Below are 6,736 nucleotides of genomic sequence, written 5' to 3' on the forward strand. Positions count from 1 at the left end.
TGACCTCACAGTCGGGCACGCTTCTGAGCAGCCGCTCCACCAGCGCGGTGCCGAGAAAGCCGGTGGCGCCCGTCACTGCGATGCGCTTGCCGCCCAGGGCTTCACCGATCACGGCACCTCTCTAGCATCCGCTGTCGATCCCGCTCCATGGGCCGGCCTCCGGGCCCGGCCGCGCTCGTCGGGCCGGTATTGGGGGCCGGCCTCGGTCGACGGGCTGGCCTCGCGCCGGGGGCGGCCGTTCGGGCCGGCCTCGGTCGATGTCACCTTGGACGCCCCGTTCGGGGGGTTGGTGACAGGCGCCTCGCCAACCTCAGCTCTTCGGCGGGGTGTAGCGCCGCGAAGCACCTGGTGGTTTGCGGCGCGTCGGGGACTCGTCGCGCTGGCCCCGGCGCAGCCAGCCGCCGCCTCGGGGCCGGGCGCCCCCCGATGGGCCCGAGCTCCGCGGTGAGGGGCTGCCTCCGCCTCGGGCCGGCGTGGCCGGGGCGCCCCCGGCTGCCTCCCGCTTCCTCGCCGCCTCCTCGCGCGCCTCGCGGCCGGCGGTGATCACCAGCCACCCGGCCAACCCGGCGTAGAGAATGGCGACCAGCGGATAGTTGCCCCAGGGACCGAGAAAGGCCAGGAAGAGTGCGGCCAGCCCCACGATGTAGCGCTTGTTGATCAGAAGGGAGGTGGCGAGAAGCCCGGACAGGATGAGCCCACTGATCAGGGCCAGGCTCGGCGTGACCTGGCCCTTCCGGACGTGGGCACCGAGCTGGGGGATCCAGATGGCGAGAACGATGACCGCGGCCAGGCCCGCGGCCGCCAGGGTGATCTGGCGCTGCCGCTGGTCGAGCGGGTTCACGACGCCGGCGAGCCCGGCAGCGCCGACGGAACGGGGCGCGGGCGGGCGGCGGAAACGCTCTCCATTTCGCCCACGCTAGCCCTCGGCGGGCTCGCGCCCCGGAGGCTGCTCAGGGCAGGGGGCAGTCGTCGAAGGCGTTGCTGCCGGTGGGAACCAGGACGAGGCCCGTGCCGAGGTTGTCCTCGGGCGCAACCGACCAGGTCGACCCGCGTTCCCTGGCGCCGTTCACGCCGCCCGGATCGTCGCACGAGAACCCGAGGTGCAGGATGCGGCCGGCGCGGGCGCCCAGCCATGACCACAGCGGGCTCCCCTCGGACGACGGAGCCACCAGACGTACTCGTCCCGCCTCGGGCCACACCAGGTCGACCCACTGATGGTGGTCTGCCGCCCCCCGGCGCTCCTCGCGTCCGCCGAGGAGCGCCGAGAAGAGCCGTAGCCCGTCGTCCAGCGACGCCACGGCGTGAGCGACGTGTACCAGGGCCGCAGGGTCCGGCGTGCGCGGCGCAGGAAGGTCGTCCGGAGGCGGTGTTCGCCAGTCACCGTCCGCCTGGGCCAGCTGGACGAGCACCCCGGTGGCGTCTTTGGGGTGGAGGAACGCCTCCTTCCAGATCGGATCGCTGAGGTCGACGTTGAGCGGGGCGTAGCCGGCGAGGCTGGCTTCGGCCAGCGCGTCCTCGATGTCGCCCACCTTGAAGGTGAGATGGTGCGGTCCGGGCCCGTTGCGATCCAGGAAGCGGCGCAGGAAGTCGTTGTCGGCGACGCGGTGTGGCCGCAGGATCTCGATCTTCTTGCCGTCGGCATACTCCAACTGAGCGGGCGCGAAGCCGAGGCTCAGTCCGCCGCTGCGCCATCGGCCGGCGAGGTCGCCGGCGTACCGGGGCCAGGCGTCGGCGCGTCGCTCGACGGCCACGGCGACGTGGTCCAGACGGGTGTCGGAGATCATGGAGGCGAATGCTGGCCGGCGCGGCGAGTCTCCAGCAACCGGGGCGCGCTCGCCATAGGCTCCCCCGATGGACTTTCGACAGGAGACGTTGCCGGCGCTGGCCGCTGGCGTGCGGACGGGCGAGCGCTCGGCGGAGGAGCTGGTGGGTCACGCCCTGGCCCGCATCGATGCGCTCGACGATCGGGTGAACGCGTTCGTCGCCCTCGACGAGGCCGGCGCCCGGGCGGCAGCCCGGGCCATCGACAGCGCGGTGGCCAGGGGCGAGCGGGTCGGACCGCTGGCGGGCATCCCCATCGGTGTCAAGGACCTCGAGGACGCCGCCGGGCTCCCGACGACACGGGGATCGGCCGTGTTCGCCGGCCAGGCCCCGGCGACTGCGGACTCGCTCCTCGTCGACCGGCTCCGAGCCGCCGGCTGTGTGGTCGTCGGCAAGACCAACACCCCCGAGCTGGGCTGGAAGGCGGACACTGACAACGCCACGTTCGGTGCCACCCGCAATCCGTGGGACCTGGAGCGAAGCCCGGGAGGATCTTCAGGGGGAAGCGCCGCCGCCATCGCCGCGGGCATGGTGCCCCTGGCGACGGGTTCGGACGGAGGCGGCTCGTTGCGCATACCTGCGTCGGCCTGCGGGCTGTCCTGCCTCAAGCCGTCGCTCGGCCGGGTGCCGTCGGGTGGCGGCCACGCTCCCGACTGGCACCACCTGTCCACGAGGGGCCTGCTGGCGCGGACCACCGACGATCTGGTGCAGGCCCTCGACATCGTGATCGGCCCCGACCCCACGGACCTCCGCTCACTGCCGATGCCAGAGAACTCGTGGACCGCCGCCCTCGACAACGCCCACGTGCCGTTCGCGGTGGCCTGGTCCCCGACGCTCGGCTACGCCCCCCTCGACGACGAGGTGCGGGCGGTGTGCGAGCGGGCCGTCCGCACCATGGAGGAGCTGGGGGCGAAGGTGATCGATGTCGACGAGGTCTTCCCCGAGGACCCCGTCGAGCCGTGGTTGAAGCTGACCAGCGCCTACAACCTCCGCACCCTCGAGCCCTTCGTCGGGACGGAGGTCTGGGACCAGGTCGACCCCGGCCTCGCCGCCACCGTGGACTGGGCCCGCAGCCTGTCAGCCCTCGACATGGTCAAGGCCGAGGATGCCTGCCACCTGCTGAACCTGCGCCTCGTGCAGCTGTTCCACGAGGTCCGCCTCCTGGTCACGCCCACGGTCGCGGCCCCGACACCGTTGAGCGGAGAGCCCGGGATCATCAACGGCACGTCCGACCTCAACTGGGTCCGCTTCACCTATCCCTTCAACCTCACCCGGTCCCCGGCGGCCACGGTGTGCGCCGGCTTCACCGAGTCGGGGATGCCGGTCGGCCTCCAGATGGTCGGACCCCAGCACGGCGACCTCGTGGTCAGCCGGGCCGCGGCGGCCCTGGAGCGGGGGCTCGACCTCAACCCCATCGCGCCGATCTAGGGCGGGCGGCTGTCGCCGAGGCCGTCAGGCCTGGGCGGCGACACCCCCCGACGTTCCCAGGGCCTGGAGCTCGCGTTCCACGAGCTCTTGGTGCTCCTGCTCGTCCCGTTTGGCCCGCCGCGGGCTCCACCGTCCTGTCATCACGAAGATGAACGGGATGAAGGCGGCTTCGCACCCGACGCACACCCACCACCAGGTCCTCCACTCGCGAGGCGCAGCGGATTGCGCGCTCTGGAGCTGGGCCCCATGGGCAGTAAGGAACGCCAGGTCCGAGGGCGGCAACGCCTTGAGCGCCAGCAGCTGCGTGGTCGCCTGCCCGACGCTGATATGCGTCGCCGTGGCGATCTCCGTGGCCGCCTTCAGGCCGGCGGCGAGGTTGTTGGGATTGGCCTGAAGGGCCGCCAGTGTCTGCGGGTCGTTCTTACCCACCACGTTGTTGAGGGTTGTGAGCGTTTGCACCTGAGCCGGGAACTGGGCCTGGATCGCCTGCGCCCTGGGGCCGTTCTCGAACAGCGGGGTCATGGTGGTCACGACGTAGGGCAGGATGAAGATCGAGATCGAGACGATGGCTCGGATGATCCAGCCCCACACGGCCAGGCCGGTGGCGGTGAGGGCCGGGTTGCGCTTCTCGACCGTCTCCGTGAAGCTCGCCATCCACGGGGAGAAGGCAAAGCCCAGGAAGATGGCCAGCAGGCTCAGGATCCAGGCGAAGGTGTAGTAGCCAGTGTGGATGTTGTAGGTCTGGTAGGCGAAGAGCGAGGTCATGGCGATCGCGCCCAGGCCTCCCACCGCCATGAAGGGCTTGCGGACACGCACCTTGTCCGAGAGCACACCGATGGCGACCAGGGCTATGGCGTCGAAGGCCCATATCCAGACACCAAGGCTGTTGGCCTGGGCCGTTGTGAAGTTGAAGACGAACACGAAGTACAGGACCGAGAAGCCGATCAGGGTGTAATAGACGATCAGGAAGACACTGATGGCCGCGGCCGATCCGACGATGTCGAGGTGCATCATCTGGCGCCACGGATGACGGAGCGCTTCGCCGAGATCCAAGCCCTTGGCTCTGGCCTCGACCAGCGCCCGGTCTCGAAGGGAGACCATCAGCTGGTCCCGGAGATTGGGGGACAGCTCCTTCAGGAACAACACAGCGATTGCGGCCACCACCAGCCCGACGATCCCGCAGACGACGTACTGGTCCTGCCAAACGACGCCGTTCAAGCCTGCGCCCTGCGCGCCCGAGTACCAGAAGTGGAAATGGTTGACAGTCCTGCTGGAGACCTCGGCCACGATCAGGCTGCCGATGACCGGCCCCAGCGTCCAGAACCCCATGGCCGAGGCCCGGCCGACCTGAGGCGAGTAGTCGCGCACGAGGGCCGGCGTGGCCACCAGCATGATGCCCTCGACGAAGCCGACCGAGGAGAACATGATGAGATAGGCGTACTTGTTGGGGGAGTTGGGCACGCCGAAGGCGATCATGGCGCCCGTGAACACCAGGCCGTAGGCGACGAGATTGGCCCGGCCCCAGCGATCGGCCAGCCCGGCGAACAGCGACCCGAAGGCGCCGAGCGCGTTGGAGATGACCACGATGTAGACGAAGAAGGGAAAGGACATGTGCAGCTGCGACGTGATCTGGGGAGCCACGGCGCCCTGCACGTAGAACTGGTAGTAGAGCATGATCGTGGCGACGACCACGATCAGCAGATAGGCGTAGCGCGGCCCGGTGTTGGGATAGCGCTCGAGCTGGCGGTGCCACAGCGTGCGTGCGAGGGGACCCGGCCCGCTGCCCCCAGCCTCGGCGACCTGTGCGTTCTCCACCATCGCTGTGGCCTCCCTCCTCGCCAAGGGGCGGAAAGCTCCAGAGCATCCCGCTCGCTGACGGCTGGGTATCGAAGTTACCGCAATGTGAACACGGGGACAGGACAGGAGCCGAAAAGGGCTGGCCCTGGTGTGATCGAGCCGCGATGGCCGTCGCGGAGCGGCGAGACGCGCCATCCTGGTAGTGACCGGCGCCTCACCGGTGGACGTATGAGGCCCGGCGGGCAGAGGGGAGAGACAAGATGTCCGACGCAGACGCATTAGCCGCCCGGGAGCGGGAGATGACCGCCCTGCCCAGGCGCATCCTGGTCGGTACGGACGGGTCACCCACGGCAATGCTGGCGGTTCGCCGTGCCGCGACGATGGCCAAGGTCTTCGGGGCGGAGCTCCGGATCCTCACCGCCCATCGGGAGGCCTCCCGCGGGGGATTGTGGGTGGGTGCCACGCCACCGGACCAGACCTGGCTGGCGACCGCCTCGGCCGCGGCGCAGACTGTGGCCGAGAACGCGGCCGCCGTCGCCCGGGAGATGGGCGTGACCGAGGTGGTGCCGAAGTCGGTGGGGGCCGAGCCGGCGGACGCCCTGCTGGACGAGGCGGAGGCGTGGAAGGCCGACATGATCGTCGTGGGATCGGTAGGGATGCGCACCCGGACGCGGTTCGTGCTGGGCAGCGTGCCCAACAAGGTCGCCCACCACGCCCCTTGCGACGTGCTGATCGTCGACACCAGCATCTGAGCCGTACACCCGGCCGGCGATCGGGCCCCGAGGCGCTGTTCTGGCGGGTGGCCCAGCGCCGCTAGCATGCCGGGTCGATGACGCTGGGAGCGGCGACACAGCCCCATATCGTCGTCCCGCACGGCATCACCGCTTGGGACTGGATTCACGTGGCGGTCATCCTCGGGGTGACGGCCGTGGCGACCCAGGCGGCGAGGCGTGCCGTGATGCGGGCAGCCCGACGGGATCCGGACCGGGCGTGGGGCCGGCTGGTCAGTCGCTTCCTCACCTATGTGATCGTGGTGGCGGGCCTGGTGTACTCGCTCGTCGCCCTTCGGGTGCAGATCGGCCCCCTGCTCGGTGCCCTGGGAATCGGCGGCATCGCCCTGGCCTTCGCCCTGCAGGACACCCTGCAGAACTTCGTGGCCGGCGTGCTCCTGCAAACCCGGCGCCCGATCCGGCGCGGCGACCAGGTGCTGCTCGACAACAAGTTCGAGGGCGTCGTGGAGGACATCGATCTCCGCAACGTGGCCGTGCGCACGTACGACGGGCTGGACGTGTTCATCCCCAACAAGACCGTCCTCGAGAACCCGATCGTGAACTACACCCGCACAGCGCTGCGGCGGTCGAGCCTCGAGGTTGGGGTCGGCTACGGCATCGACCTGGAGGAGGCGCAGCGTATCCTGGTCGACGCGACCAGGCGCACCAGCGGGGTGAAGGCGCTTCCGGCACCGGCCGCCTGGGTCCACGACTTCGGTGACTCGTCGGTACGGTTCACGGTGCTGTTCTGGCATACGATCGACCCGTGGCGGGCTCGCAGCGACGTCGCCATGAGCGTGAAAGGCGCGCTCGACAAGGCGGCCATCGCCATGCCGTTCCCCCAGCGGGACCTGTGGGTGCGCGCTGGGTCCGACGGGCGGGCGGAGGCGCTCGTCGGACCGGTGCCCGGATCGTTCGGG

General features: G+C 70.2%; 6 protein-coding genes. 3 read left to right on the plus strand and 3 right to left on the minus strand.

Going from position 1 to position 6,736, the window contains the following annotated elements; all coding sequences use genetic code 11:
* Positions 1-310 precede the first annotated feature (310 nt).
* Together VH112_11385 and VH112_11390 are read right to left on the minus strand one after the other, a co-directional pair.
* Positions 311-841: a hypothetical protein gene (locus tag VH112_11385; GenBank protein HEX4540837.1), complete on the minus strand. Its 531-nt coding sequence runs from the start codon at positions 839-841 to the stop codon at positions 311-313.
* A gap of 109 nt (positions 842-950) precedes the next feature.
* Complete coding sequence (locus tag VH112_11390) at positions 951-1,784, minus strand: VOC family protein (protein ID HEX4540838.1); 834 nt, start codon at positions 1,782-1,784, stop codon at positions 951-953.
* 67 nt (positions 1,785-1,851) lie between these two features.
* On the opposite strand from VH112_11390, the gene VH112_11395 reads away from it, so the two are divergent.
* Entirely contained in the window at positions 1,852-3,249 is a 1,398-nt protein-coding gene (locus VH112_11395; protein HEX4540839.1) for an amidase family protein, read from the plus strand.
* A 24-nt stretch (positions 3,250-3,273) separates the two neighbouring features.
* On the opposite strand, the gene VH112_11400 is transcribed toward VH112_11395, so the two are convergent.
* Positions 3,274-5,067, minus strand: coding sequence for an MFS transporter (locus tag VH112_11400; protein ID HEX4540840.1), 1,794 nt, complete (start codon positions 5,065-5,067; stop codon positions 3,274-3,276).
* 239 nt (positions 5,068-5,306) lie between these two features.
* Between VH112_11400 and VH112_11405 the strand changes: the two genes are divergently transcribed.
* Together VH112_11405 and VH112_11410 are read left to right on the plus strand one after the other, a co-directional pair.
* Positions 5,307-5,798: a universal stress protein gene (locus VH112_11405; protein HEX4540841.1), complete on the plus strand. Its 492-nt coding sequence runs from the start codon at positions 5,307-5,309 to the stop codon at positions 5,796-5,798.
* A gap of 77 nt (positions 5,799-5,875) precedes the next feature.
* A partial coding sequence (locus VH112_11410; protein ID HEX4540842.1) for a mechanosensitive ion channel family protein occupies positions 5,876-6,736 on the plus strand: 861 nt, incomplete at its 3' end.

It is taken from the genome of Acidimicrobiales bacterium (assembly GCA_036270875.1).
In the GTDB taxonomy this organism is placed as follows: Bacteria; Actinomycetota; Acidimicrobiia; order Acidimicrobiales; family AC-9; genus AC-9.

What these genes read in the sequence shown, in the direction of transcription:
- VH112_11405 (HEX4540841.1), top strand. Translation starts at nt 5,307, where the DNA reads ATGTCCGACGCAGACGCATTAGCCGCCCGGGAGCGGGAGATGACCGCC.
- VH112_11400 (HEX4540840.1), bottom strand. Translation starts at nt 5,067, where the DNA reads ATGGTGGAGAACGCACAGGTCGCCGAGGCTGGGGGCAGCGGGCCGGGT.
- VH112_11390 (HEX4540838.1), bottom strand. Translation starts at nt 1,784, where the DNA reads ATGATCTCCGACACCCGTCTGGACCACGTCGCCGTGGCCGTCGAGCGA.
- VH112_11395 (HEX4540839.1), top strand. Translation starts at nt 1,852, where the DNA reads ATGGACTTTCGACAGGAGACGTTGCCGGCGCTGGCCGCTGGCGTGCGG.